This is a genomic window from Ralstonia sp. RL (assembly GCF_001683835.1).
Classification (GTDB): Bacteria; Pseudomonadota; Gammaproteobacteria; order Burkholderiales; family Burkholderiaceae; genus Ralstonia; species Ralstonia mannitolilytica.
Map to the genome: position 1 here is coordinate 1 of NZ_LWRX01000078.1, position 24,162 is coordinate 24,162.

At 65.4% G+C, this 24,162-nt stretch carries 25 protein-coding genes; 21 read left to right on the plus strand and 4 right to left on the minus strand.

Annotated features, from left to right (window positions below):
* The 19 genes from A6M56_RS07825 to purF form a co-directional block, all read left to right on the plus strand.
* Positions 1–238, plus strand: a 238-nt coding sequence (locus A6M56_RS07825) for a 4Fe-4S dicluster domain-containing protein (RefSeq protein ID WP_502686886.1), incomplete at its 5' end; no start/stop codon positions are given.
* A 70-nt stretch (positions 239–308) separates the two neighbouring features.
* Entirely contained in the window at positions 309–596 is a 288-nt protein-coding gene (locus A6M56_RS07830; RefSeq protein ID WP_045787177.1) for an FAD assembly factor SdhE, read from the plus strand.
* 122 nt (positions 597–718) lie between these two features.
* Positions 719–2,020 carry a citrate synthase gene (gene gltA / locus A6M56_RS07835; protein WP_045787176.1) on the plus strand — a complete coding sequence of 434 codons (1,302 nt, stop codon included), beginning with the start codon at positions 719–721 and terminating at the stop codon, positions 2,018–2,020.
* A gap of 204 nt (positions 2,021–2,224) precedes the next feature.
* Entirely contained in the window at positions 2,225–3,634 is a 1,410-nt protein-coding gene (gene leuC, locus A6M56_RS07840; RefSeq protein ID WP_062738527.1) for a 3-isopropylmalate dehydratase large subunit, read from the plus strand.
* Positions 3,635–3,667: 33 nt separating this feature from the next.
* Positions 3,668–4,318: a 3-isopropylmalate dehydratase small subunit gene (gene leuD / locus A6M56_RS07845; protein WP_286758012.1), complete on the plus strand. Its 651-nt coding sequence runs from the start codon at positions 3,668–3,670 to the stop codon at positions 4,316–4,318.
* Between the two features lie 29 nt (positions 4,319–4,347).
* A complete protein-coding gene (gene leuB / locus A6M56_RS07850) occupies positions 4,348–5,418 on the plus strand; it encodes a 3-isopropylmalate dehydrogenase (protein WP_045787174.1) in 1,071 nt (356 codons plus the stop codon).
* Positions 5,419–5,498: 80 nt separating this feature from the next.
* The gene (locus tag A6M56_RS07855; RefSeq protein ID WP_180964264.1) at positions 5,499–5,675 is read left to right on the plus strand and encodes a hypothetical protein; all 177 of its coding nucleotides are present in this window, start codon (positions 5,499–5,501) and stop codon (positions 5,673–5,675) included.
* An 81-nt stretch (positions 5,676–5,756) separates the two neighbouring features.
* A complete protein-coding gene (asd, locus tag A6M56_RS07860; protein WP_045787173.1) occupies positions 5,757–6,860 on the plus strand; it encodes an aspartate-semialdehyde dehydrogenase in 1,104 nt (367 codons plus the stop codon).
* 401 nt (positions 6,861–7,261) lie between these two features.
* A complete protein-coding gene (gene tapV, locus A6M56_RS07865) occupies positions 7,262–10,153 on the plus strand; it encodes a FimV/HubP family polar landmark-like protein TapV (RefSeq protein ID WP_102079929.1) in 2,892 nt (963 codons plus the stop codon).
* An 82-nt stretch (positions 10,154–10,235) separates the two neighbouring features.
* A complete protein-coding gene (gene truA / locus A6M56_RS07870; protein ID WP_045787172.1) occupies positions 10,236–11,060 on the plus strand; it encodes a tRNA pseudouridine(38-40) synthase TruA in 825 nt (274 codons plus the stop codon).
* 7 nt (positions 11,061–11,067) lie between these two features.
* On the plus strand, positions 11,068–11,760 hold the full coding sequence (locus A6M56_RS07875; RefSeq protein WP_062738403.1) for a phosphoribosylanthranilate isomerase: 693 nt from the start codon (positions 11,068–11,070) through the stop codon (positions 11,758–11,760).
* A 96-nt stretch (positions 11,761–11,856) separates the two neighbouring features.
* Positions 11,857–13,050 (plus strand): tryptophan synthase subunit beta, encoded by a 1,194-nt coding sequence (gene trpB / locus A6M56_RS07880; protein WP_062738404.1) that lies wholly within the window; start codon positions 11,857–11,859, stop codon positions 13,048–13,050.
* Positions 13,051–13,072: 22 nt separating this feature from the next.
* The gene (locus A6M56_RS07885) at positions 13,073–13,891 is read left to right on the plus strand and encodes a DNA-methyltransferase (RefSeq protein WP_286758013.1); all 819 of its coding nucleotides are present in this window, start codon (positions 13,073–13,075) and stop codon (positions 13,889–13,891) included.
* A gap of 15 nt (positions 13,892–13,906) precedes the next feature.
* The gene (trpA, locus tag A6M56_RS07890) at positions 13,907–14,704 is read left to right on the plus strand and encodes a tryptophan synthase subunit alpha (protein WP_102079927.1); all 798 of its coding nucleotides are present in this window, start codon (positions 13,907–13,909) and stop codon (positions 14,702–14,704) included.
* Between the two features lie 42 nt (positions 14,705–14,746).
* Positions 14,747–15,619: an acetyl-CoA carboxylase, carboxyltransferase subunit beta gene (accD, locus tag A6M56_RS07895; RefSeq protein WP_045787167.1), complete on the plus strand. Its 873-nt coding sequence runs from the start codon at positions 14,747–14,749 to the stop codon at positions 15,617–15,619.
* A gap of 83 nt (positions 15,620–15,702) precedes the next feature.
* Positions 15,703–17,001: a bifunctional tetrahydrofolate synthase/dihydrofolate synthase gene (gene folC, locus A6M56_RS07900; protein WP_102079926.1), complete on the plus strand. Its 1,299-nt coding sequence runs from the start codon at positions 15,703–15,705 to the stop codon at positions 16,999–17,001.
* Positions 17,002–17,014: 13 nt separating this feature from the next.
* Positions 17,015–17,872, plus strand: a complete 858-nt coding sequence (locus tag A6M56_RS07905; protein WP_045787165.1) for an SPOR domain-containing protein — start codon at positions 17,015–17,017, stop codon at positions 17,870–17,872.
* Positions 17,873–17,965: 93 nt separating this feature from the next.
* On the plus strand, positions 17,966–18,463 hold the full coding sequence (locus A6M56_RS07910) for a CvpA family protein (protein ID WP_045787164.1): 498 nt from the start codon (positions 17,966–17,968) through the stop codon (positions 18,461–18,463).
* Between the two features lie 96 nt (positions 18,464–18,559).
* On the plus strand, positions 18,560–20,092 hold the full coding sequence (purF, locus tag A6M56_RS07915; RefSeq protein ID WP_045787891.1) for an amidophosphoribosyltransferase: 1,533 nt from the start codon (positions 18,560–18,562) through the stop codon (positions 20,090–20,092).
* A gap of 71 nt (positions 20,093–20,163) precedes the next feature.
* Here the strand turns inward: purF and A6M56_RS07920 are convergent, their stop codons facing one another.
* The 4 genes from A6M56_RS07920 to A6M56_RS07935 all read right to left on the minus strand — a co-directional run bounded on the left by A6M56_RS07920 (position 20,164) and on the right by A6M56_RS07935 (position 22,879).
* Positions 20,164–20,985, minus strand: a complete 822-nt coding sequence (locus A6M56_RS07920; RefSeq protein WP_045787163.1) for an ABC transporter permease — start codon at positions 20,983–20,985, stop codon at positions 20,164–20,166.
* A gap of 23 nt (positions 20,986–21,008) precedes the next feature.
* Positions 21,009–21,971 carry a nodulation factor ABC transporter ATP-binding protein NodI gene (gene nodI / locus A6M56_RS07925; RefSeq protein ID WP_045787162.1) on the minus strand — a complete coding sequence of 321 codons (963 nt, stop codon included), beginning with the start codon at positions 21,969–21,971 and terminating at the stop codon, positions 21,009–21,011.
* Between the two features lie 156 nt (positions 21,972–22,127).
* Positions 22,128–22,328, minus strand: coding sequence for a YMGG-like glycine zipper-containing protein (locus A6M56_RS07930; protein WP_045787161.1), 201 nt, complete (start codon positions 22,326–22,328; stop codon positions 22,128–22,130).
* Positions 22,329–22,465: 137 nt separating this feature from the next.
* The gene (locus A6M56_RS07935; protein ID WP_062738407.1) at positions 22,466–22,879 is read right to left on the minus strand and encodes a PRC-barrel domain-containing protein; all 414 of its coding nucleotides are present in this window, start codon (positions 22,877–22,879) and stop codon (positions 22,466–22,468) included.
* Between the two features lie 190 nt (positions 22,880–23,069).
* Here A6M56_RS07935 and A6M56_RS07940 point away from each other — a divergent pair, with 190 nt between their 5' ends.
* Together A6M56_RS07940 and A6M56_RS07945 are read left to right on the plus strand one after the other, a co-directional pair.
* A complete protein-coding gene (locus A6M56_RS07940) occupies positions 23,070–23,570 on the plus strand; it encodes a phasin family protein (protein ID WP_102079925.1) in 501 nt (166 codons plus the stop codon).
* A gap of 255 nt (positions 23,571–23,825) precedes the next feature.
* Positions 23,826–24,065 (plus strand): hypothetical protein, encoded by a 240-nt coding sequence (locus A6M56_RS07945; RefSeq protein ID WP_045787158.1) that lies wholly within the window; start codon positions 23,826–23,828, stop codon positions 24,063–24,065.
* Positions 24,066–24,162 lie beyond the last annotated feature (97 nt).

Here is a 24,162-nt window from a genome sequence, read left to right on the forward strand (position 1 = left end):
GTCGTTCTGGTGGAACCCGGACAAGTTCGTCGGCCCGGCCGGTCTGCTGCAGGCGTATCGATTCATCGCCGACAGCCGCGACCAGGCGACCAGCGAGCGTCTGGACAACCTGGAAGATCCGTACCGCCTGTTCCGCTGCCACACCATCATGAACTGCGTCGATGTGTGCCCGAAGGGCCTGAACCCGACCAAGGCCATCGGCAAGATCAAGGAATTGATGGTGCGCCGCGCGGTGTAAGCCGCGAGTCAGCGCCGTTTGGCATCGTGTGTCGCCGGAGCCGGTTTCCGGCGACACACTCTTCAGAAGCATGATTGCTGTGAATACTCCGACGTTCTCGCACCAGTCCGATCCGCACAAGCGCGCGCGTCTGCGCTGGCGTGCCCGGCGCGGTCTGCTGGAGAACGATATCATCGTCGAGCGCTTCTTCAACCGCTACGAGACGGAACTGTCGGATGACGACGTTGCCGCACTTTCGCAGTTGTTCGACCTGCCCGACAACGACCTGATGGATCTCCTGCTTGCACGCAAGGAGCCTGAAGGTGCACTCGACGTGCCGCAGGTTCAGCACGTCCTGACCTTGCTGCGCTCGGTCTGAGTCCGGCGCGCGAGAGGTTGCCGCAAGACGAATCGGTTGTGCCGCCCCCTGCAGGCATCCGTGATCCGTCTGGCGGGAGTCTCCCGACTTCATTTTCATAAACAGCAGAGAAGGAAACCGACATGACGCCGTCCGATGTGAAAGCCACCCTATCGTTTTCCGATGGCTCGCCCAGCGTTGAGCTGCCGATCTACAAGGGCACGGTTGGCCCGGACGTGATCGACATCCGCAAGCTGTATGGCCAGACCGGGAAGTTTACGTACGACCCCGGCTTCATGTCGACCGCGTCGTGCAACTCCAAGATCACCTACATCGATGGCGACAAGGGCGAACTGCTCTATCGCGGCTATGCCATCGACGATCTGGCCAGCAAGTGCGACTTTTTGGAAATCTGCTACCTGCTGCTCAAGGGCGAACTGCCGAACGCCAAGCAGAAGCAGGAGTTCAATGACACCGTCATGCATCACACCATGGTGCATGAACAGATGCAGTACTTCATGCGCGGTTTCCGCCGCGACGCGCACCCGATGGCTGTCCTGACCGGTCTGGTGGGCGCGATGAGCGCGTTCTACCCGGATGCCGCCAACATCAACGATCCGCGCGAGCGCGAGATCTCGCAGATCCGCCTGATCGCCAAGCTGCCGACGCTGGTGGCCATGGCATACAAGTACAACATCGGGCAGCCGAACATCTACCCGCAGAACGACCTCTCCTACACGGGCAACTTCATGCGCATGATGTTCGCCACGCCGTGCGAGGAGTACAAGGTCAATCCGGTGCTGGAGCGTGCGCTGGACCGCATCTTCATCCTCCACGCAGACCACGAGCAGAACGCCTCCACGTCGACCGTGCGTCTGGCAGGTTCCTCGGGCACGAACCCGATCGCCGCGATCGCTGCCGGCATTGCCTGCCTGTGGGGCCCGGCGCACGGCGGTGCGAACGAAGCCGCACTGAACATGCTGGAAGAGATCGGCACCGTCGACAAGGTTCCGGAGTTCATCAAGCAGGTCAAGGACAAGAACAGCGGCGTGCGCCTGATGGGCTTCGGTCACCGGGTGTACAAGAATTATGATCCGCGCGCCAAGCTGATGCGCGAGACGTGCCACGAAGTGCTGCAAGAACTGGGTCTGCAGAACGACCCGCTGTTCAAGCTCGCCATGGAACTGGAAAAGATCGCGCTGGAAGACGAGTACTTCGTCAGCCGCAAGCTGTATCCGAACGTCGACTTCTACTCCGGGATCGTGCAGCGCGCCCTGGGCATCCCGACCTCGATGTTCACGTGTATCTTCGCGCTGGCCCGCTCGGTGGGCTGGATTGCGCAGTGGGAAGAGATGATCACCGATCCGGAGTACAAGATCGGCCGCCCGCGCCAGCTGTTCAACGGCGCCGCTCTGCGCGAAGTCCCGGCGCTGGACAAGCGCTAAGCCAGCGTGTCCTGGCAAAAACCCCGCCCGGGAAACCGGCGGGGTTTTTTGTTGTCTGCGCGCAGCCAGGGCTTTCGCGAAATGGCGAAACCCCCTTTCGCCAGTCACGTCCTGCGCCCGATGCACCGGGTGGCATAATCGATCACTCCCCACGAAACTGCTCGCGCAGCCGCCAGGCATGGCGCGTTGTGCACGGATCGCATCATGGCCAAGACGCTCTACGACAAACTCTGGGACGATCACGTCGTTCATACCGAGGAAGACGGCACGACCGTCCTCTACATCGATCGCCAACTGCTGCACGAAGTGACGAGCCCGCAGGCGTTCGAGGGCCTGAAGCTGGCGAACCGCCCCGTATGGCGCATCAGTGCCAATCTGGCCGTGTCGGACCACAACGTGCCGACCACCGACCGCTCGCACGGCATCGCCGATCCGGTCTCGAAGCTGCAGGTCGATACGCTTGATGCGAACTGCGACGCCTACGGCATCACGCAGTTCAAGATGAACGACAAGCGCCAGGGCATCGTGCACGTGATCGGGCCCGAGCAGGGCGCGACGCTGCCGGGCATGACGGTGGTCTGCGGCGATTCGCACACCAGCACGCACGGCGCATTCGGCGCGCTGGCCCACGGCATCGGCACGTCGGAAGTCGAACACGTGTTGGCCACGCAGACGCTGCTCGCCAAGAAGAGCAAGAACATGCTCGTGAAGGTGGAGGGCACGTTGCCGAGCGGCTGTACCGCCAAGGACATCGTGCTCGCCATCATCGGCAAGATCGGTACGGCCGGCGGCACGGGCTACGCCATGGAGTTCGGCGGCTCTGCCATTCGCGCGCTCTCGATGGAAGGCCGCATGACGGTGTGCAACATGGCGATCGAGGCTGGCGCCCGCGCCGGCATGGTCGCCGTGGACGACGTGACGCTGGAGTACATCAAGGGGCGCCCGTTCGCGCCGCAGGGCGTGGAGTGGGAGCAGGCCGTCCAGTACTGGCGCACACTGCATTCCGATGAAGGTGCTCACTTTGACCGCGTGGTCGAGCTGCGTGCTGAAGAGATCCGCCCGCAGGTGAGCTGGGGCACGTCGCCTGAAATGGTGGTCAGCATTGAAGACCGCGTGCCGGATCCCGAGAAGGAAAAAGACCCGAACAAGCGCAACGCCATGGAGCGTGCGCTCGAATACATGGGCCTGCAGCCGAACGTTGCCATCAGCGATATCAACATCGACAAGGTGTTCATTGGATCGTGCACCAACAGCCGCATCGAAGACATGCGCGCCGCGGCCTGGGTCGTGCAGAAGCTGGGCAAGCGCATCGCTTCCAACGTGAAGCTGGCGATGGTCGTGCCGGGCTCAGGCCTCGTGAAGGAACAGGCCGAACGCGAGGGGCTCGACAAAATCTTCAAGGCGGCGGGCTTTGAATGGCGCGAGCCGGGCTGCTCGATGTGCCTGGCGATGAACGCTGACCGCCTCGAGCCGGGCGAGCGTTGTGCATCGACGTCCAACCGCAACTTCGAAGGCCGTCAGGGCGCTGGCGGCCGCACGCACCTGGTGAGCCCGGCGATGGCCGCCGCGGCCGCGCTGGAAGGGCACTTCGTCGACGTGCGCAAGCTCGCCTGAGTCGCAGCAGGAAGGAATAGGAAAGAAGCGATCATGGAAAAATTCATCGTTCACACCGGCCTCGTGGCGCCGCTTGACCGCGAGAACGTCGACACCGACGCCATCATCCCGAAGCAATTCCTCAAGTCGATCAAGCGCACGGGCTTTGGCCCGAACCTGTTCGACGAATGGCGCTACAAGGACGTCGGCGAACCCGGTCAGGACAACAGCAAGCGCCCGCTGAACCCGGATTTCGTGCTGACCCAGCCGCGCTATCAAGGCGCGTCGATCCTTCTGACGCGCAAGAACTTCGGTTGCGGCAGCTCGCGCGAACACGCACCGTGGGCACTGCAGCAGTACGGCTTCCGCGCCATCATCGCGCCGAGCTTTGCCGACATCTTCTTCAACAACTGCTTCAAGAACGGTCTGCTGCCGATCGTGCTGACGGAGTCGCAAGTCGACCACCTGTTCAACGAGACGCAGGCTTTCACCGGCTATCAGCTGACCGTCGATCTGGACAAGCAGGTCGTCGTCACACCGGGCGGTACGGCATATCCGTTCGACATCACGGCGTTCCGCAAATACTGCCTGCTCAACGGCTTTGATGACATCGGCCTGACCCTGCGCTATGCAGACAAGATCAAGGCGTTCGAGGCGCAGCGTCTGGCCAAGATGCCGTGGCTCGCACACAGGCTCGTCGGTTGAGCTGACGATAGAACAACAAGGAAATACGCATGACCAAGATTGCAGTGTTGCCGGGTGACGGCATTGGCAAGGAAATCGTCGCCGAGGCCGTGAAGGTGCTCAAGGCGCTGGGCGAGTCGTTCGAGATGGAAACCGCCCCGGTAGGCGGTGCGGGCTACGAGGCCCAGGGCCACCCGCTGCCCGAAGACACGCTCAAGCTGGCCAAGGAGGCCGATGCCATCCTGTTCGGCGCCGTGGGCGACTGGAAGTACGACACGCTGCCGCGCGAGCTGCGCCCGGAGCAGGCGATCCTTGGCCTGCGCAAGCATCTGCAGCTGTTCGCCAACTTCCGCCCGGCCATCTGCTATCCGGAGCTGACCGGTGCCTCGAGCCTGAAGCCCGAGATCGTGGCCGGCCTCGACATCCTGATCGTGCGGGAGCTGAATGGCGACATCTACTTCGGCCAGCCGCGCGGCGTGCGGGCCGCGCCGGACGGCCTGTTCGCCGGCGCGCGCGAAGGCTTCGACACCATGCGCTACGCCGAGCCGGAAATCCGCCGCATCGCGCACGTCGCCTTCCAGGCTGCCGCCAAGCGCGGCAAGAAGCTGTGCAGCGTCGACAAGGCCAACGTGCTCGAGACGTTCCAGTTCTGGAAGGACATCGTCACCGACGTGCACAAGGAGTATCCGGAAGTCGAGCTGTCGCACATGTACGTCGACAACGCGGCCATGCAGCTCGTCAAGGCGCCGAAGAACTTCGATGTGATCGTCACCGGCAACATGTTCGGCGACATCCTCTCGGACGAGGCGGCCATGCTGACGGGCTCGATTGGCATGCTGCCGTCGGCGTCGCTCGATGCCAACAACAAAGGCTTGTATGAGCCGTCGCACGGTTCTGCGCCGGACATCGCGGGCAAGGGGATCGCCAACCCGCTGGCGACGATCCTGTCCGCCGCGATGATGCTGCGCTATTCGCTGAACAAGGCCGAGCAGGCCGATCGCATCGAAAACGCCGTCAAGAAGGTGCTCGCCCAGGGCTATCGCACGGGCGACATCCTGACGCCGGGCTGCAAGCAGGTCGGTACGGTGGAGATGGGCGACGCGGTGGTCGCAGCCCTGTAAATGAAACGCGCGTTGCGGTGCCGTCACATCGGGCGCCGCAATCGTCGTTTTTTCGGTGGACACATGTTGCAGTGCATTGTGTGGCCGCCAAATCGTGTATATTTTTGCAGATGATCTCGATCGCGCTTCCCGTCCTCGTACTGGGCATTCTGGGCACCCTGGCTATCTCCGCCAAGGTCACCGCCGCGCGCGCTCGCATGACGCCTGTCGAGATTCGCACGACCACCAAAATCATTACCAAAAAAACGATCTTCTGATCGTCCGTCGTGCCCGTTCGCCTTCCCCGCGCGGTCACGCCGGGCGACTGAGGCGGGGAAAATCACTAGAGGTTCACAATCATGAAGGTAGGTCTCGTCGGTTGGCGCGGCATGGTCGGCAGCGTGCTGATGCAACGCATGCAGGAAGAGAAGGATTTCGACCTGATCGACACGGTGTTCTTCAGCACCAGTAATGCCGGCGGCAAGGCGCCTGCATTCGCCAGGACGAGTGCGCCCCTGGCCGACGCCAACGACATCGAAGCACTGAAGGCCTGCGACACGATCATTACGTGCCAGGGCGGCGACTACACGACCGAAGTCTTCCCGAAGCTGCGCGCTGCCGGCTGGAACGGCTACTGGATCGACGCCGCCTCGACGCTGCGCATGGAAGACGACGCCGTGATCGTGCTGGACCCGGTCAACCTGTCGCTCATCAAGAACGCGGTGGCGGCTGGCACCAAGAACTTCATCGGCGGCAACTGCACCAACTCCATCCTGCTGATGGGCGTGGGCGGCCTGTTCCGCGAAGGGCTGGTCGAATGGGTCAGCTCGATGACCTACCAAGCAGCCTCGGGCGGGGGTGCAAACCACATGCGCGAGCTGCTCAAGGGCATGGGCGTGATCCACGGCGCCGTGGCTGATGAGCTGGCCAACCCGGCGTCCGCCATTCTCGATATCGACCGCAAGGTTGCCAAGACGATTCGCGAAGACGTGCCGACGGAGTTCTTCCCGGCGCCGCTGGCCGGTGGCCTGATCCCGTGGATCGACAAGCAGCTCGACAACGGCCAGTCGAAGGAAGAGTGGAAGGGCCAGGCCGAGGTCAACAAGATCTTGGGCACGGCGCAGACCATTCCTGTAGACGGCCTCTGCGTGCGCATCGGCGCAATGCGCTGCCACAGCCTGGGGCTGACACTCAAGCTCAAGCGCGATCTGCCGCTCGAAGAGATCGAACAGATCATCCGCTCGGGCAACCCCTGGGTGAAGTGGGTGCCGAACGACCGCAGCATCACCGAAAAGGAACTGACGCCGGCTTCCATCACCGGCGGCCTGCAGGTCGGTGTGGGCCGTGTGCGCAAGCTGAACATGGGACCGGAGTACGTGAGCGCTTTCGTGATCGGCGACCAGCTCCTGTGGGGGGCGGCTGAACCGCTGCGCCGTACCTTGCGCATCCTGCTGGGCAAGTGATCGGCCCTTTACTTTTATTGCCAGACCAGGCTGCGGCATGTGTCGTTGCGGCCTGACAACAGAATGTGCGTTTTTTCCTCCAACGCCGCGCGGCCTGCGCGGCGTTGTGCCATCTGGATGCCCACTGCTTGTAACGTTGGTACACAATAGCGGCCAGCATTGCGGCAAGACAGCCGTCCCCCCGTGTGTGGGGTGGACGAGGCCGGGGGAGGGGTTGGCGCCGCATCGGAGCACACGCATTCCGGGGGGTACGTCGGGTGCTTCAGAATCGTGCCAATCCTGTCGATTGAACAAAAATTGACGGCGATTCTTATCCACGCATTTCACCTGTTGGGTGAACTTGCTGCGCTAACTCGTTGATGTTAAGTTCGTTTGCACATTACAAAATAACGGAGTCGAAGGTGAGGGTGAGCCAATACCGCCGGAGAGAATCGTCCCATCGCAGTCCGCGTTGGTCGGCCGTCGCATTTGCCGCCGCGACCCTGCTGCTGATCCAACCGACGGCGCAGGCGGCGGGCTTTGGTGCGCTGCATGTGCGATCCAGCCTCGGGCAGCCGCTGCAGGCAGAAATCGATCTGACCGGTGTGACGCCCGAAGAGGCGCAAAACCTGGTCGCCAAGTTGGCTGCTCCTGACGCCTATGCCCGGGCCGGCCTGACATACAACCCAATCGTCTCGTCGCTGCGCGCGTCGCTCGTGCGCCTGCCAGATGGCAATTACGTCGTGCGCCTGCGTTCGACGCAGCCTGTGGCGGAGCCGTTTGTTGACGTGCTGGTGGATCTGAACTGGGCAAGCGGCCACGTGTCGCGCGCCTACACCTTCCTGCTCGATCCGGCGGGCTCCAGCAATAGCACCCAGAATTTTGCGCCGACGCCTGTCGTGCAGGCCACGACACCCGGCGCGGCAGAGCCGGCCCCGGCGACCCCGCCGCAGGCAGCGGCGCCTGCCGCATCCACGGCGGCTCCGGCACGTCAGAACCGCCCGGCTCGCCAGGCCGCACGTCCGCAGCAGGGCGCACCCGCCGCCACGGCCCCAGACGCTGCGCCCGGCGGCGCGTACACCGTGCAGCGGGGCGACAGCCTGTACGACATTGCGTCGACAGCGGCCCAGGGCCAGGACGCCGTGTCGCTCGACCAGATGTTGCTCGCACTGTATCGCAACAATCCGAACGCGTTCATCGGCGGCAATATCAACCGGCTGCGTACCGGTTCGGTGCTGAAGGTGCCGTCGCAGGCCGAAGCCCAGAAGGTTTCGCCGCGTGAAGCGCGCCGCGAGGTCGTTGCCCGCACGTCGGGCTTTGCCGGTTACCGTAACCGGCTGGCCACGGCTGCCGAGGCCAACGCCGCCACGGATACCGATTCGGCCCGCCAGCAGAGCGGCAGCGTGTCGGCTCGCGTGCAGGATCAAGCCACGCCTGCAGCCAGCGGGCGCGACGAGCTGCGCCTGTCGAAGGCAGAGCGTTCAGGCAAGGCGGGCGCTGCCGCGGCCCGCGACGAGGAACTCGTCGCCAAGGAGCGTGCGCTCAAGGAAATGGAATCGCGCGTTGCACAGTTGGAGAAGAATCTCGCCGACATGCAACGCCTGGTGGAGTTGAAGAACGCCGAGCTGGCCAAGGCGGCCGCCAATGCCGCCAAGCCGGCCGCAGCGGCGCCGTCCGTGGCGGCCCCTGCGGTGACGGCAGGCAATGCGCCTGCGCCGGCTACGGCAGCTGCAGCATCCACGCCGGCGCAGGAGCAGCCGGCCGCGGCAGCGCAGGCCGACACGCCGGCCGCTTCGTCCGTAACGGCGGCGGCTTCGGCACCGGCGGCAGCCTCGGCGCCGGTTGCGGCCGCGTCCGCGCCGACCGCTGCTGCAAGCGCACCGGCAGCAGCTGCGTCCGCGCCTGCCGCCGCACCGAAGAAGGCACCGGTGGTCGTTGCGCCGCCGCCCGTTGAGGAAGAATCGTTCTTCTCGACCCTCCTGGGCAACCCGATGGCACTGGGCCTGGGCGGACTCGTGATCGCGCTGCTGGGTGGCCTGGTGGTGTATCGCCGCCGCCAGCAGAAGCCCGACCAGGCACACGGCTTCCAGGACAGCCTGCTGTCGCAGGAAAGCACGGTCATGGCCGGCGCCAATTCGCTGTTCGGTGCAGCCGGCGGCCAGAGCGTCGACACGTCGCAGCACAGCGTGTTCGGCGCGGATTTCCGGATCGGCGGCGGCAACGAGAGCAATGAAGTCGACCCCATTGCCGAGGCCGACGTCTATATCGCCTACGGCCGCGATGTGCAGGCCGAGGAGATCCTGCGTGAGGCGCTGGAGCAGCATCCTGACCGCCAGGCCATCCGCCTGAAGCTGATGGAGATCTACGCCAATCGCCAGGACGCACATGGCTTCCAGACCATTGCCGAAGAGATGCTGGCGCAGGTCGGTGCCGGCTCGCCGGAGTGGGCGGAGGCGGCTGCGATGGGTCGCAAGTTCGACCCGGCCAACCCGCTGTACCTCACGGTGCAGGGCGACGGGCAGCATCCCGCCGCAGAAGCCCAGCCGGCGCCCATCCACAGCGGTGCGGCCGTAGCGGGCGCTGCCGCGCTGGCCGGCGTGGGTGCCGCGGTTGCCGCCGAAGCGTTCAGCCCGACGGTGACCGGACAGACTACCCGCCGCGGCGACGACTGGACGACGTTGTCGCCGGATCTGGACCCGTCGGCTCCGTCGACCAAGGCGCCGCAGCTGGCGGACCTGGAGCTGCCGCTGGACTCGTTCCCGGCTCCCGCGGCTGGTGAGCCCATCACCGCGCCCGCCGAGGCCTCGGACATCTTCAAGACGCATGCCGAGCCCGAAGCCGATCTGCCGCAGTTCAACGCGCATGCCGGCGAGGCCTATCAGCCCGTCGCAACGCCGCCGCTGCACATGGATCTGTCGGACCTCTCGCTCGATCTGAACCCGACGCCGCCGGCTGAGGAAGCCGCCGCTCCCGCCGCATCCGCTGACATTGGCCTGCCGAGCTGGGCGCAGCCGACCGATCTGTCGCAGGCGCCGATGCATTTCGAAGCCGAGCCGCATCACGCCCAGCCCGCAGACGTGGCCAACGACGAACCGCAATCGGCGATCCGCCTCGACACCAACCTGCCGCATACCCTGTCCGGCGAAGGCGGTACCGACGGCGTGCGCGATCTGCAGATCAAGTTCGACCTGGCCAAGGCCTACATCGAGATCGGTGATAAGGAAGGCGCACGTGAACTGCTGCAGGAAGTGCTGGACCTGGGCGATCCGTCGTTCCACGCCGAGGCCCAGGCCCTGATGCGCCAGATCGGCTGACGCACCGCCTTTACGCCATCGACGGCGCCGGCAGGGTGGTATCCTGCCGGCGTTTTTCTTTCCGCATGAGGATTCACAGGGCATGACGCGCATCGCGCTCGGCATCCAGTACGACGGTGCCGCGTTCTCGGGTTGGCAGTCGCAACCGCACGGCAACACCGTGCAGGACGTGCTCGAAGCCGCCTTGCGCCAATTTGCGGGCGTGCCTTTGCAGACGACCGTGGCCGGCCGCACCGATGCCGGCGTGCATGCACTGGGGCAGGTGGTGCATCTCGACACCGACCTCGTGCGCGACCCGTTCTCGTGGGTGCGCGGCACGAACGCCTTCCTCCCGCCGACCGTTGCCGTGCGCTGGGCGCAGCCGATGCCGGACGATTTCCATGCGCGCTTCTCCGCGCATCGCCGCACGTATTACTACGCGCTCACGTTCGGGCCGACGCGTGCGCCGCTGCTCGACGGCAAAGCCGGCTATGTGACATTGCCGCCTGGGCAGTCACTCAATGTGGCCGCGATGAACGAAGCCGCGCAGGTGCTGGTCGGCGAGCACGATTTTTCATCCTTCCGCGCGGCGGAATGCCAGGCCAAATCGCCCGTCAAGACGATGTATTCGGCGGAAGTGCGCGGTGAGGGCGAATGGGTGTTCGTGCGCATTCGCGGCAGCGCCTTCCTGCACCACATGGTGCGCAACATCATGGGCTGCCTGGTGGCGATCGGGCGCGGCCGCCAGCCGGCATCGTGGATGGCCGATGTGCTTGCAGCCCGCAGCCGTGTGGCGGCAGCCCCGACGTTCATGCCGGACGGGCTGTACCTGGCCGAGGTGGGCTATCCTGATGCGTTCCAGCTGCCGGCGTCTCCGGCATCGGCCAGCCTGTTCCGCGGCGTGTTCGACGAGCACGCCGGGCTCTGAATCCGCCATGTCTCTCCACCGAACCCGCATCAAACTGTGTGGCCTCACCCAGCCGGCCGACGTCGACCACGCCGTTGCGCTCGGTGCCGACGCCATCGGGCTGGTGTTCTATCCGCCCAGCCCGCGCTACGTCGCCACCGACCGCGCGGCTGAACTGGCCCGCCGTGCCGGGCCGTTCGTGACCGTCACCGGCCTGTTCGTCAACGCCAGCGCGGACGACGTGGCCCGCGTGCTCGACCAGGTGCCGCTCACGCTGCTCCAGTTCCACGGCGACGAAACGCCCGAGCAATGTGCCGAGATTGCGGGCAAGGTCGGGCTGCCCTGGCTGCGCGCCCTGCGTGTTCAGCCAGGGGCTGATTTGGTAGAATTCGCCGATCGGTTTGCCGCTGCCCAAGGCCTGCTGCTCGACGCATTTGTCGAGGGGTACGGCGGTGGCGGCCACGTCTTCGACTGGACCCTGATTCCCCCGCAATGGCTCTCGCACTCCGCACTGCCAAGCGCCGCTCCTCGGCTCGTTTTGAGTGGTGGGTTGAGCGCGCAAAACGTCGCTGGCGCGATTGAGCGCGTGCGGCCCTACGCTGTCGATGTCAGCAGCGGAATCGAGGCCGCACGGGGCGTGAAGGACCACGCCCGCATGACTGCATTCGTGCGTGCGGTCCGCGAGGCCGATGCTGCCCTGGGCGCGTCGGCGCAGGCCTGAGCCAGGTCGGCCGGTCTCTCGCGGTTCGCGCTTCCTGAATTCTTCCGCCGATGCGCCCTTGTTTGGTGGCTGCGGCGGACGCCTCGAGAGATTGCCATGTACAACCTGCCCGACGCCCACGGCCATTTCGGCCCCTACGGCGGCACCTTCGTTGCGGAAACGCTGTCCCACGCGCTCGATGAACTGCGCGACGCCTATGCGCGTTACCAGCACGATCCCGAGTTCATCAAGGAATACGAGTACGAGCTGAAGCATTTCGTCGGCCGTCCGTCGCCGATCTATCACGCGCGCCGCCTGACCGAGCACTGCGGCGGCGCGCAGATCTACCTCAAGCGCGAAGACCTGAACCACACCGGCGCGCACAAGGTGAACAACGTCATCGGCCAGGCGCTGCTGGCACGGCGCATGGGCAAGCCGCGCGTGATTGCGGAAACGGGCGCCGGCCAGCACGGTGTTGCCACCGCCACGATTGCCGCGCGCTACGGCATGGAATGCGTCGTCTACATGGGCAGCGAAGACGTGCGCCGCCAAGCTGCGAACGTCTACCGCATGAAGTTGCTGGGCGCGACCGTGGTGCCGGTGGAATCGGGGTCGCGCACGCTCAAGGACGCGCTGAACGAAGCGATGCGCGACTGGGTGACCAACGTGGCCGACACCTTCTACATCATCGGCACGGTGGCGGGCCCGCACCCGTATCCGATGATGGTGCGCGACTTCCAGGCCGTCATCGGCGAGGAGTGCAAGGTGCAGATGCCCGAGATGACGGGCCGCCAGCCGGACGCCGTGATCGCCTGCGTGGGCGGCGGCTCCAACGCCATGGGAATCTTCTATCCGTACATCGACCACGCCGGCGTGAAGCTGATCGGCGTGGAGGCGGCGGGCGAGGGCATCGAGACGGGCCGCCACGCGGCATCGCTCACGGGCGGGTCGCCGGGCGTGCTGCACGGCAATCGCACGTACCTGCTGCAGGATGAGGACGGCCAGATCATCGAGACGCATTCCATTTCGGCGGGTCTGGACTACCCCGGTGTCGGCCCCGAGCACGCCTGGCTGAAGGATGCGGGCCGCGCCGAGTACGTCCCCGTCACCGACAAGGAAGCGTTGCAGGCCTTCCACGACCTGTGCCGCATGGAGGGCATCATCCCGGCGCTGGAATCGAGCCATGCGCTCGCGTATGCCTGCAAGCTGGCGCCGACGCTGCCGAAGGACAAGATCCTTCTGGTCAACCTCTCGGGCCGCGGCGACAAGGACATGCACACCGTCGCCGAGCTCTCCGGCATCAAGCTCTGAACCTGAAGGCATTGGCACCCGCATGACCGAGCGCGCCATCGACGGCATCTTCAACGAGGACTGCATTGCCGGGGTCCGGCACCTGGCTGACGGCAGTGTGGACCTCGTCATCGCCGATCCGCCGTACGGGCTGGGCAAGGACTACGGCAACGATTCCGACAAGCTGTCGGGCGATGCGTACCTCGCCTGGTCCGAGCGCTGGATCGACGCGGTCTTGCCGAAGCTGGCGCGCAACGGATCGCTCTACCTGTTCTGCACGTGGCAATACGCGCCGGAACTGTTCGTGATGCTCAAGCGGCGCCTCACGATGATCAACGAGATCATCTGGGACCGCCGCGTGCCAAGCATGGGCGGCAGCACGCGCAAGTTCTCGTCGGTGCATGACAACATCGGCTTCTTTGTCGCTTCGCGCGATTACTACTTCGATGTCGACGCCGTGCGCATCCCGTACGACGCCGAAACCAAGAAGGCGCGCAGCCGCAAGCGTTTCGAGGGCAAGAAGTGGCTGGAGGTCGGCTACAACCCGAAAGACGTGTGGAGCGTGTCGCGCCTGCATCGGCAAGACCCGGAGCGCGCGGAGCACCCCACGCAGAAGCCGCTCGAACTGGTCGAGCGCATGATCCTGGCAAGCTGCCCGCCCGGCGGTCTGGTGCTCGACCCGTTCCTGGGCAGCGGCACGACCGCCGCGGCGTGCGCGCGCCTCGGCCGCCGCTTTGCCGGCTTCGAGATCAACGCCGAGTACTGCCGTGTGGCGCGCGAGCGCGTCGCGGCGGTGCATGCTGCTGCCGCCAACGCCCAACCGACTGATTCGCAGGCGCCCGACACCGTCAAGGTTGCCTGACCCACTGATCCTGCCATGTCCCGCATTGCTCAAACCTTCACGCAGTTGTCCGCGCAGGGCCGCAAGGGCCTGATTCCGTTCATCACGGCGGGCGACCCGTACCCGGAGATGACCGTCGACCTGATGCATGCGCTGGTCAAGGGCGGCGCCAATGTCATCGAACTGGGGGTGCCGTTCTCCGACCCGATGGCCGACGGCCCGGTGATCCAGCGTGCGTCCGAGCGCGCATTGGCGAAGAAGATCGGCCTGCGCACCGTGCTCGAATACGTACGTGCGTTCCGCGCCACCGACGCGACGACGCCCGTGGTGCTGATGGGCTACGCCAATCCGATCGAGCGCATGGGCGCAGACGCGTTCGCCGAGGCCGCATCGGAGGCCGGTGTCGACGGGGTGCTCGTGGTTGACTACCCGCCGGAGGAGTGCGAGGGCTTTGCCAAGACCATGCGCGATGCCGGCATCGACCCGATCTTCCTGCTGGCGCCCACCTCCACCGAGGCGCGCATTGCGCAGATCGCCCGGGTGGCGAGCGGCTACATCTACTACGTGTCGCTCAAGGGCGTCACGGGCGCTGCGACCATCGATCTGGACGCCGTGGCCGCGCGCATCCCGCAGATCCGTCAGCACGCGCGCCTGCCGGTGGGTGTCGGCTTCGGCATCCGCGATGCGGCAACGGCACGCGCGATCGGCGGTGTGGCCGACGCGGTGGTCATCGGATCCCGCATTGTGCAATTGCTGGAAGAGGCTCCGCGCGAACAAGCGGTACAATGTCTGACTGATTTCATCGCAGAGATCCGGCAGGCCCTCGATGCTTGACCGCGGCCCCGATCTTCGCGACCCCGTATTCAAGGAGCACGCATGAGCTGGCTGGACAAACTGCTTCCGCCCAAGATCCAACAGACCGATCCGTCGCAGCGCAAGGGCATCCCGGAAGGCCTCTGGATCAAATGCCCCGCTTGCGAGTCGGTGCTGTACCGCACTGACGTCGAAGCCAACCTGCACGTCTGCCCGAAGTGCGATCACCACATGCGCATCGGCGCGCGCGCGCGGCTGGATGCGTTGCTCGACGCAGAGGGCCGGTACGAACTCGGCCAGGAGATCCTGCCGGTCGACGCGCTGAAGTTCAAGGACACCAAGAAGTACCCCGACCGCATCAAGGCGGCCATGGACGATACCGGCGAAACCGACGCCATGGTCGTGATGGGCGGCGCCATCCATGCGCTGCCGGTGGTCGTGGCCTGCTTCGAGTTCGAATTCATGGGCGGCTCGATGGGTTCCGTGGTGGGCGAGCGCTTCACGCGCGGCGCGCAGACGGCGCTGGAGCAGAAGGTGCCGTTCATCTGCGTGTCGGCCACGGGCGGCGCGCGTATGCAGGAAAGCCTGCTGTCGCTGATGCAGATGGCCAAGACCACGGCGATGATCCAGAAGCTGGCCGAGGCCAAGCTGCCGTTCATCAGCGTGCTCACCGATCCGACCATGGGCGGTGTGTCCGCCAGCTTCGCCTTCATGGGCGACGTGGTGATCGCCGAGCCGAAGGCGCTCATCGGCTTTGCCGGCCCGCGCGTGATCGAGCAGACCGTGCGCGAGAAGCTGCCGGAAGGCTTCCAGCGCGCCGAGTTCCTGCTGCAGAAGGGCGCCATCGACATGATCGTCGACCGCCGTAACATGCGCCGTGAGATCGCCGAACTTCTGGCCCTCCTGCAGAAGCAACCAGCCGACGCGCTGGCCTGATGCGCGACATCCGTTCATCGAAGCGCGGGCGATGAGTCCGCGCTTCTTGTTTTTGCGCGGCCGGTTCCGCGCGCATTCATCGCATGCAGACTTTCGACACTCTGTCTGACTGGCTTGCCCATCTCGAAACGGCGCACCCGGTCGGCATCGACATGGGCCTGGCTCGCATCAGCCGCGTGCGCGACGCACTTGGACTGCAGCTCAAGTCCGTCGTCTTCACCGTGGGCGGTACCAACGGCAAGGGCTCGACCTGCGCGATGCTCGAGTCGATCCTGCTGGCGGCGGGCTACAAGGTCGGGTGCCACACGTCGCCGCACCTCATCGACTTCAACGAGCGCGCCCGCGTGAACGGCGAAATCGCCACCGACGCAATGCTGCTGCCGCATTTCGAGGCGGTGGAGCGCGCGCGCTGCAGTTTCGAGACACCTGTCAGCCTGACGTACTTCGAATTCACCACGCTGGCGATCATGCATCTGTTCGCCAATGCGGGGCTGGATGCGGTGATTCTGGAGGTGGGGCTCGGCGGCCGGCTCGACGCGGTCAACATCATCGACACCGATTGCGCCGTCGTCACCAGCGTCGACCTGGACCACATGGCCTATCTGGGCGATACGCGCGAGGCGATCGGTTTCGAGAAGGCGGGAATTTTCCGCCCGGGCAAGCCGGCCATCTGCTCTGATCCGGTGCCGCCGATTTCGCTGGTCAAGCACGCCGAGGCCGTTGCCGCAGACCTCTGGCTGATCGGCCGCGACTTCAACTTCCAGGGCGACAAGCAACAATGGGGCTTCAGCGCCCGAGGCCGGCGGTGGTCAAGCCTGGGGTACCCGGCGCTACGCGGGGCGAATCAGCTTCTGAACGCGTCGGCCGCGCTGGCTGCGCTCGAATCGGTACGTGACCGGCTGCCGATCTCGGCGCAGGACGTGCGCCTGGGGCTGTCGCAAGTGGCGCTGCCCGGCCGGTTCCAGGTGCTGCCGGGCCGCCCCGCCGTGATTCTCGACGTCGCGCACAATCCGCATGCCGCCGCGGCGCTTGGCCAGAATCTCGAAAACATGGGGTTCTTCCGCTACACCTACGCGGTGTTTGGTGCAATGCAGGACAAGGACATCGCCGGTGTGCTGGGCCACATGCTGGACAAGGTCGACCATTGGTGCCTGACCGACCTGCCGCCCCCCCGTGCGGCGTCCGCCCAAAGCCTAGCTGCGGCCCTGGCCGACGCCGGCTTCCGTGCCGGCAAGGATACGAGCGTCAGCACGTTCAGCGATCCCGCCACGGCCTATCGCAACGCCATGGAGCGCGCAACCGAGGATGATAGAATCGTGGTCTTCGGATCGTTCTACACCGTTGCCGGCGTGCTGGCGGAGCGCAAGAGTCGCGCGCACTAAACCCGGGTGCCCCATGGGACTGCTTTCCATCTTTTCCTCCCGCAAGAACGCTGAAGGCGAACGCTCGCGCGGCGTATCAGCGAATGCCGCCGGCAGTGCCGCCGATGTGGCGCGTGACGCGGTCCGCGAGTCCCGTGCGTCGTCCAAGGCCCGCAGCCGGGCATCGCGTCGCGATGACGACGATGACGGCCTCGACCCTCAGCTCCCGCAGAAGCAACGTGCCCGCCGCCGCCTGATCGGTGCAGTGGTGCTGGTGGGCGCAGCGGTGATCGTCTTGCCGCTGGTGTTCGACGCCAAGCCGCGTCCGGTGACGGATGCCGTGGCGGTGCAGATCCAGGACCAGCCCGTGGACCGCGGCGCCAACGCTTCGAGCGATGAGCCGAAGGTCGCCAGCCGGCGCTCCACGCCGCGCGCAACGCAGGATCAGGCGCAGGCGCTGGACCAGGGCGAAGAGGTCGTGGCCTCCACCGATGCCCCCGCTCCCAGCACCAACGCCGGGGCCCCGCAGGCCCAACCCGACGCCAAGCCGACGCCACCCAAGACCGTGGCAAGCACGACGCCGGTGCCGGAACCCAAGCCCGCCGCGAAGCCGCCCCAGCAGGCACAACAGGCCGCCGCGCCCGCTGCCGATCCAAAGGACGGCAAGTTCATCCTGTTGATCGGCGCCTTCGCCTCGGAGGAGCGTGCCCACAACTGGCTCAGCAAGCTCAAGGCCGACAAGATTCCGGGATACATCGAACACAGGAAGGTGCCCGAGAAGGGCGATCTGGCGCTACTGCGTGCCGGCCCGTTCAAGGACCGCGCCTCGGCCGAAGCCGCGCAAAAGCGCGCCGAACAGATCGGCCTGACGCCCAAACTCGTTCAGCAATAACGCCATCGCCATGCGGCCAAGCGCGCACTCGCCAGACGCAATGACCCGCTGCGCCATCCGGACCACGTACGTGCCGATGCAGGCCGCTGTCTGATGCAACCGACTTTCTTTGACTACGGCGTGCTGTTCATTGTCGTCACGTCGGCTTTGGTGGGGCTCTTCCGCGGGCTGATTCGCGAGGTGCTGGCCTTGCTCGGCTGGTTGTTTGCCGCATGGGTCGCGTATTCGTTTTCGGGGGTGGCGGCAGGGTGGATGCCCGAGTCGCTGCCGGGCGGGCCGGTCGCACGCACCGTGCTTGGTTTCGTCCTACTGTTTATCGTGACGGTGATTGCGACGTCGCTGGTGGGCGCGCTGCTGTCGGCAGTGCTCACGAGCGCGGGGCTCAAGCCGGCAGACCGCGGCCTGGGCATGGTTTTCGGGCTGGCGCGCGGCGGGGTGATCATCCTCGTGCTGATGACGGTGGCGGGCTTCACGAGCCTGCCGGAGCAGCCGTTCTGGCGCGATGCCATCACGCGGCCGTATGCGGAGCAGGCGGTGCAGGCGGCCAAGCCGCTGTTGCCGCCGGACGTCGCGAAATACGTCCACTATTGATTCGGGCGGCTTGGCCACAAGCTGGTCGTCCGGCACGTTTTTTCGGCGCCTGCAACGGGTGTGGGCGCCACCAATACGTTCTCGCTGGAGATCGACATGTGCGGTATCGTTGGCGTGGTTTCGTCCACGCCTGTCAATCAGCTGATCTATGACAGCCTGCTGCTGCTGCAGCACCGGGGGCAGGACGCGGCCGGCATTGCCACCGCCTCAGGCAGCACCTTCTACATGCACAAGGCCAACGGCATGGTGCGCGACGTGTTCCGCACGCGCAACATGCGCGGGCTGCCCGGCACGAGCGGTATCGGCCAGGTGCGCTATCCGACGGCCGGTTCTTCCAGCGAAGAAGAGGCCCAGCCGTTCTACGTCAATGCGCCGTTCGGCATCGTGCTCGCCCACAACGGCAACCTGACGAACTCCGATCAGCTGCGCGAAGAGATGTTCCGGCGCGACCGCCGCCACATCAACACGCAGTCCGATTCCGAAGTGCTGCTCAACGTGCTGGCTGATGAGCTGCAGCGCGCGAGCAATGACATTCCGCTCGACCGCGATTCCATCTTCACTGCCGTGGCAGGGCTGCACCGGCGTGTGCGCGGCTCGTACGCCATCGCCGCGGAGATTTCCGGCTACGGCGTGCTGGCTGTGCGCGACCCGTTCGGCATCCGCCCGCTGGCGCTGGGCAGTCAGGAGACGCCGGACGGCAAGATCGAGTACATGGTGGCGTCCGAATCGGTGGCGCTGGAGGGCATCGGGTTCAAGTTCGAGCGCGACGTGGCGCCCGGCGAGGCGATCTTCATCGACCTCGAAGGCAACCTGCACACCAAGCAGTGCGCCGAGAACCCGCAGCTCACGCCGTGCATTTTCGAGTATGTCTACCTGGCGCGTCCGGACTCCCGCATGGACGGTGTCTCGGTGTACGACGCGCGCCTGCGCATGGGCGATTACCTGGCCGAGAAGATCAAGCGCGAGGTGACCGAACGCATCGACGTGGTGATGCCGATTCCCGATTCGTCGCGTCCGGCTGCCATGCAGGTCGCCAACCGGCTCGGCGTGCCGTATCGCGAGGGTTTCTTCAAGAACCGCTACGTCGGCCGCACGTTCATCATGCCGGGCCAGGCCGTGCGCAAGAAGTCGGTGCGCCAGAAGCTCAATGCGATGGCGATCGAGTTCAAGGACAAGAACGTGCTGATCGTGGACGACTCCATCGTGCGCGGTACCACGTCCTCCGAGATCGTGCAGATGGCGCGCGATGCGGGCGCCAGGAAGGTGATTTTTGCCTCGGCCGCGCCGCCCGTGAAGTACCCGAACGTGTACGGAATCGACATGCCCACGCGCGGCGAGCTGGTGGCGCATGGCCGCACGCACGAAGAGATCGCCAGGATCATCGGTGCCGACCAGCTCGTGTACCAGGACGTGGAAGACATGAAGCGCGCCGTGCGCGACGTCAACCCGGCGCTCAAGGAGTTCGATGCGTCCTGCTTTGACGGCAAGTATGTGACCGGTGACATCGACGAGGCGTACCTCGACCGCCTGGAAGCGTCGCGCAACAGCTCGGCGGCGCGCGGCGACCAGGCGCAGAACGATGATCCGCGCACGCAACTGCACCTGCAGCGCTCGGCCGTGAACGAATAGGCCGTCTGCGCACGCCCAACAAAAAGCCCGTCTCGAAGACGGGCTTTTTGTTGGGCGTGCGCCGGCGCGCTTCACTTCAGCATGCGACGGCGCAGCAGCCACAGGCACAGCCACAGCGCGCCCACGGCGTACAGGAGCAGCACCCCCAGATGCACGAGGATGTGGTCGGGCGTGCGGCCGAGCATCAATGGGCGGATCAGTTCGACGGCGTGCGGCAGCGGCAGGACATTCGTGACGGCGCGCACGGGCGCGGGCAACTGCGAGAGCGGAAAGAACACGCCCGAAAGCAGCATCATCGGCGTGATCACAAGCGTCTGGTAGAACATGAAGAAGTCGTAGTTGGGCGCCAGCGCCGTCATGTTCATCGCCAGGCAGGCGAAGGTGAACCCCGTGAGGACGACAACCGGAAGCGCGAGCAGCGCCGCCGGCATCGATGCATAACCGAGTGCGCCCGCCACCAGCATGATCGCCAGGCCAGAGAGGACCGACTTGCTCGCCGCCCAGATCAGCTCGCCGAGCACCACATCGCCGAGCGTGAGGGGCGCGTACAGGATGGCCTCCCACGTGCGCTGGACGTGCATGCGCGAGAACGCCGAATACATCGCCTCGAAGCTGGCCGACATCATCGTGCTCGAGGCCACCGTGCCGGCCGCCAGGAAGGCAATGTACGAGACGCCGTCGACATGCCCGACCAGCAATCCGAGCCCCAGGCCCAGGCCGAACAGATAGATCATCGGATCGGCAAGGTTGCCCGCCATCGACGGGATGGCCAGCTTGCGCCAGACCATGAAGTTGCGCAGCCAGACGGTCTGCCAGTTGCGGAAGTTCAGCGGCAGCAGCGGCTGCGGGTATGCGCTCTGCTGTGCGACGCGGGGAGCGGTTTCGGTCGACATGGGGAAGTTCGTTCGGTCAGGCGTCAATCACGCATTTCGCGGCCGGTCAGGCGCAGGAAGACGTCTTCGAGATTGGCAGGGCGGTGCAGGTAGCGCAGGCCTGGCAGCGTGTGCGTCTCGGCCTGGGTGCGCAGCGCGGCGACTAGCGGTTGCGGATCGCGTGCGTAACAGAAGAGCGTTTCGCCGCTGGTCTCGACACGCTCGGCCAGCGGTGCGAGCAGCGCGCGCAAGGTGTTGAGGTCATCGCCGTAGACCTCCACCACATCGCAGCCGATTTCGCGGGCGATCAGCTCGTGCGGCTTGCCTTGGGCGATCTTGCGGCCGTTGTCGATCACGCAGAGCTCGTCGCACAGGCGCTCGGCTTCTTCCATGAAATGCGTGGTCAACAGGATGGTCTTGCCGGCGGCAAGCAGCGAGCGCAGCCGCTCCCAGATCAGGTGCCGCGCCTGTGGATCGAGCCCCGTGGTGGGCTCGTCCATGACGAGGATGTCCGGATCATTGATGAGCGCGCGTGCCACGGTCAGCCGGCGCTTCATGCCGCCCGACAGCGCCCGCACCGGCGCGTCGGCCTTCTGTTCGAGCCGCGCGAACTCGAGCAGGGCCGGGATGCGTTCGCGGATCACGGCGCCGGACAGCCCGAAGTAGCGTCCAAAAATGCGCAGGTTTTCCGAGACGGAGAAGTCCGGATCCAGGTTGTCGAACTGGGGGACAACGCCCACGCGCATGCGTGCGCGGTGGGCAAACTCCGGGACGCGCTCGTTGCACAGGAGCACGGTGCCCGCGTCGGGCATCGTCATGCCGAGCAGCATGCGCAACGAGGTGGTCTTGCCCGCGCCGTTCGGCCCCAACAGCCCGAAGCACTGGCCGCGCCGGACGCTGAAGCCGAGGTCATCGACGACGGTCTGGTCGCCGTAACGCTTGCGCAAGCCATCAACGCTCAGGATCGGTGTGCTGGCCACGCCAGAACCCGGTTGCTCGTATCGCACGTCGCCTCCGTTGGAAAACGCTGATTATGCGCCGGCCGGTGTCGATGCGTACGCGCAAGCGCACCATGGGATGGGGACTCTCAGGCAACAAAAAGGCCAGGCGGATCGCCTGGCCCCAGTTCGCAGCACACGCTCGAGGGCGCGACGGATGGCGGGTTACTTGGTGGCGGCGTTACCGATCACGCCACCCAGCGCAGCACCGCCCAGTGTGGCGCCTGGACCGCCCCAGATGGCCGCCCCGGCGACACCACCTGCGGCCGCGCCCAGCGCCGTATTGCGCTGCTTTGGCGTCATGTCCGCGCATCCGCTGACGGATGCCATTGCGGCCGCCAGGATCAAGGATACGAAGGCACGCATGACGAACTCCTTCTGTCGTTTGTGTACCTGTATTGAAGGGCACGTTCGGGCGAATGTGCAGCCATCGTTGCCTGAAAACCGTGTCAGCCGATTCCGACGTGGCGAGCACGGCGCCGTGCGCAAGAGTTCCCGGTATGTCAGCGCGCCTTGGCGGGCTTCTCCTGGCGTTCGTACTGGAATTCGGGCATCGACTTGATGGCGTCCTTGGTGGCGCCCGGCAACACGATGCGGCCCTGATCGTATTTGAACTGGTTCACAGGGATGGCGACGTCATGGCGGCCGAGGCCGACAAAGCCGCCCGCTCCGACCACCGCAAACGACACCGCGTTCTCTGGCGTCACGATCAGGTCGCGCACGCTGCCGACCTTCTCGTTGGCTTCGTTGTAGACCGGCTTGCCGAGCACCTGCTTCTTCACGCTCACGCCCTTGATGACGGCATCCAGTTCAGTGACCGAGACCCCGAGCGTAGCGTGGCCCGCGACTTGCGCAGAGACCTGCGGTGCAGCAGCAACGAACGCGGTAGCGAGCAGGACAGCGGTGAGACGTTTCATCATGACTCCACGGTCGGTTGAAGAACGCCTGTCACTGTATGCCGCTGCGGCTGTCCGACCCAGGCGAAGCGGTCCGAAACCTCTGTAGGACAAACGGGGGATGCCAAAGAAATCGGCATCGCAGGCGGCTACACTGAAACGCCCGGCCCTTGCCGGATGTATGGATCGATCTCACGACGGAGAACCCGACATGATGACTCTGGAGCAACTTGGCATCCTGCAACGATCGCAGCTCGAGGCTTGGATGGCCGTCACAGAAGAGACCTTTGGTGGGGTCAATCGCCTGATCGCGCTGAACCTCCAGGCCTTCAAGGCCGGCTTGGGCGAGACCGAGCAATGCGTGCAGGAGGCCGCGGGTGCGCAGGATGCCGCGCAGTGGTGGAACGCGCAGGCGCGCTATCTCCAGCCGGCCGGAGAACGGGTTTCCGGCTATACCCGCAACGTGGTGGAGATCGGCATGGAGACGCAGAATGGCATCGCCCGCGCGCTGCAGCGTCATGGCGATGAAGTGCGCCGCCAGTGGGGCCATGTCGCAGAGAACCTCGCCGATGCCGTGCCCCCGGGCGCGGAGGCTGCCGTGAAGTTCTTGAAGGCGTCGGTGGGCCTCGAGGTGGCGGCCGCTGAAGCCGCTGAAGGGGCGGCCTCGCAAGCCGCAAGTGACGCTGTCGCCAAGACGGGCGCTGCACCTTAGGCGCCCAACACAGGCGACACCCGTCGGCACTGGGCCGACATCGATTTCGGCACTGTCCTACAAGACGGTGCGGGCGGGTTTGGACAGCCGGCCCGTGCGCCTGTTTCTACACTTCCTACATGTCCATCAACATGTAGGAGGTCATCATGTCCTATCTCGTTGCGTGGCTCTTGGGTGTCCCCGCGGTCGTGTTGCTGTTGATCTGGCTGTTCGTGCATTGACAGCCCGGCTTCCTCAATGCGAACCGGAGGACACATGACTTTCCGAGACGACTGCAAAATCGAAGTATCCGCGTATGAACTCTCGCCCGATGCATGGCGAGCCGAAGTCAGCATCGTGCACATGAGCAGCGGCGAAGTGCTGTTGCCGCGAACCACCGTGCGCGAATCGTCGAACACCTACCCGAGCGCCGGGATCGCGCTGGAGGCAGCGCGGGCCTATGCCGAGGCGATGATCGCCTGCGGGCAGTTCGACTGCAGCCCCGCGCTAGACTGATCGGCAGGGCTGCCCGCAGCGCCCCGCGCCGTTACGTTCTGTTACCAAATCGCGGGCGCCGTATCACCTGTGTGCGCGGCCCTGAATAGAATACAGA

Coding starts and splice junctions, on each gene's coding strand:
- trpA (WP_102079927.1), top strand. CDS start 13,907: ATGTCCCGCATTGCTCAAACCTTCACGCAGTTGTCCGCGCAGGGCCGC.
- accD (WP_045787167.1), top strand. CDS start 14,747: ATGAGCTGGCTGGACAAACTGCTTCCGCCCAAGATCCAACAGACCGAT.
- folC (WP_102079926.1), top strand. CDS start 15,703: ATGCAGACTTTCGACACTCTGTCTGACTGGCTTGCCCATCTCGAAACG.
- A6M56_RS07930 (WP_045787161.1), bottom strand. CDS start 22,328: ATGCGTGCCTTCGTATCCTTGATCCTGGCGGCCGCAATGGCATCCGTC.
- leuC (WP_062738527.1), top strand. CDS start 2,225: ATGGCCAAGACGCTCTACGACAAACTCTGGGACGATCACGTCGTTCAT.
- A6M56_RS07935 (WP_062738407.1), bottom strand. CDS start 22,879: ATGAAACGTCTCACCGCTGTCCTGCTCGCTACCGCGTTCGTTGCTGCT.
- A6M56_RS07875 (WP_062738403.1), top strand. CDS start 11,068: ATGTCTCTCCACCGAACCCGCATCAAACTGTGTGGCCTCACCCAGCCG.
- leuB (WP_045787174.1), top strand. CDS start 4,348: ATGACCAAGATTGCAGTGTTGCCGGGTGACGGCATTGGCAAGGAAATC.
- asd (WP_045787173.1), top strand. CDS start 5,757: ATGAAGGTAGGTCTCGTCGGTTGGCGCGGCATGGTCGGCAGCGTGCTG.
- gltA (WP_045787176.1), top strand. CDS start 719: ATGACGCCGTCCGATGTGAAAGCCACCCTATCGTTTTCCGATGGCTCG.
- A6M56_RS07920 (WP_045787163.1), bottom strand. CDS start 20,985: ATGTCGACCGAAACCGCTCCCCGCGTCGCACAGCAGAGCGCATACCCG.
- A6M56_RS07830 (WP_045787177.1), top strand. CDS start 309: ATGATTGCTGTGAATACTCCGACGTTCTCGCACCAGTCCGATCCGCAC.
- truA (WP_045787172.1), top strand. CDS start 10,236: ATGACGCGCATCGCGCTCGGCATCCAGTACGACGGTGCCGCGTTCTCG.
- leuD (WP_286758012.1), top strand. CDS start 3,668: ATGGAAAAATTCATCGTTCACACCGGCCTCGTGGCGCCGCTTGACCGC.
- trpB (WP_062738404.1), top strand. CDS start 11,857: ATGTACAACCTGCCCGACGCCCACGGCCATTTCGGCCCCTACGGCGGC.
- A6M56_RS07885 (WP_286758013.1), top strand. CDS start 13,073: ATGACCGAGCGCGCCATCGACGGCATCTTCAACGAGGACTGCATTGCC.
- A6M56_RS07910 (WP_045787164.1), top strand. CDS start 17,966: ATGCAACCGACTTTCTTTGACTACGGCGTGCTGTTCATTGTCGTCACG.
- A6M56_RS07945 (WP_045787158.1), top strand. CDS start 23,826: ATGACTTTCCGAGACGACTGCAAAATCGAAGTATCCGCGTATGAACTC.
- A6M56_RS07905 (WP_045787165.1), top strand. CDS start 17,015: ATGGGACTGCTTTCCATCTTTTCCTCCCGCAAGAACGCTGAAGGCGAA.
- purF (WP_045787891.1), top strand. CDS start 18,560: ATGTGCGGTATCGTTGGCGTGGTTTCGTCCACGCCTGTCAATCAGCTG.
- A6M56_RS07940 (WP_102079925.1), top strand. CDS start 23,070: ATGATGACTCTGGAGCAACTTGGCATCCTGCAACGATCGCAGCTCGAG.